We start from the raw sequence: 1,359 nt of genomic DNA on the forward strand, positions 1-1,359 counted from the left end.
CAACGCCTTGCGAGAAAGGCTTGCTTGCGTGGACTCCCAGTCGTCATTGCGAGGAGCGAAGCGACGTGGCAATCCAGAAAAAGATTAAAAAAATTCTGTAAATCAGCATGTTTACTGGATTGCCGCTCTCCCTACGGTCGCTCGCAATGACGATTTGACAAAAATTTAATACTAAAAACTATGAATGTCAAAGATATAGGGGTAATAATTGCTAGAAAGCCTTTAAAAGAAAATATGTTTATTGTTACAATTTTTACTAAAAATCACGGTTTATATTCGGGAGTTGCAAAGGAATCTTCTAAGAAAAGTAAATTTATATATCAAGAAGGTAATATTGTAGATTTTCTTTGGCAAGCAAGATTACATGAACATATAGGCATAGCCAAGTGTGAACTTATAAAATCTTATACCGGTCATTTTATTACAAATAAAGTTAAATTATATGCCTTTAATTCTGTTATATCTTTGATCAAAGAGTTATTTCATGAAAGAGAAGAACATCCTAGTTTTTTTTTGTTTCTAATTAATTATTTAGATAATTTATCAAAGAATTTTTGTTTTCGTGATTATATTAATTTTGAGCTGACTTTACTTGCCGAGACGGGTTATAAACTCGACCTTAGCAAGTGTGCAGTTAGCCACACAACAATTGATTTAACTTATGTATCACCTAAATCAGGTAGAGCGTTATCATATGAAATAGGAAAGCCTTACAAAGATAAATTATTGATTTTACCAAAATTTTTACTTTCAGATGATAGTGAGATTACATTAGAAGAAAAAAGACAAGCTTTAACCTTAACAAACTATTTTTTTAATAGGTATTTGTTTCATAATAATAGACAGGCTGAAGCGCGCCAAATTTTTATGGAGTATATTTTAAATAATTCTTAGAGGCTATATTTTTACTTTTATTTTTCTTTTTTAATGATATACTTATTTAAGTAATTACTTAAATAAGTACGTAATATGACTAGACTAAGCATAGATATACCAAACGAATTACATCGTTTTCTTAAAGTTCATACTGCACATAAAAATGATACTATTATGAATTTTGTAAGAGAAGCGATATATCATAAAATAGAACAGGAAAAAGAATTAAATGCAGAATCAATTAAAATATTAGAAGAATCAGCAAAAGGTTTAAATATTAATAAATATTCTTCATATAAAGAAATGTATAAAAAACTTAATTTAATATGATTTTGCAAACTTCTGGTATTTTATTCTATGTCATTCCTAGCTAAAAGCGGGAATCCAGTTGAGTAAAGCTTCTTAAAAGCTTTACTCAAAAAGAAAACAACATAATAAAAAGACTTTTTTAGCCTAGATTCCTGCTTTCGCAGGAATGACATA

Annotated in this window: 2 protein-coding genes; both read left to right on the forward strand. The window is 28.8% G+C overall.

Annotated elements, in window-relative coordinates; translation table 11 throughout:
- The first annotated feature begins 180 nt into the window (after positions 1-180).
- Positions 181-894: a DNA repair protein RecO gene (gene recO / locus KYQ89_RS04155; RefSeq protein ID WP_218460537.1), complete on the forward strand. Its 714-nt coding sequence runs from the start codon at positions 181-183 to the stop codon at positions 892-894.
- A gap of 75 nt (positions 895-969) precedes the next feature.
- Positions 970-1,206: a hypothetical protein gene (locus KYQ89_RS04160; protein ID WP_218460538.1), complete on the forward strand. Its 237-nt coding sequence runs from the start codon at positions 970-972 to the stop codon at positions 1,204-1,206.
- Positions 1,207-1,359 lie beyond the last annotated feature (153 nt).

Origin of the sequence: Rickettsia sp. TH2014 (assembly GCF_019249195.1) — a bacterium.
Taxonomy (GTDB): domain Bacteria; phylum Pseudomonadota; class Alphaproteobacteria; order Rickettsiales; family Rickettsiaceae; genus Rickettsia; species Rickettsia felis.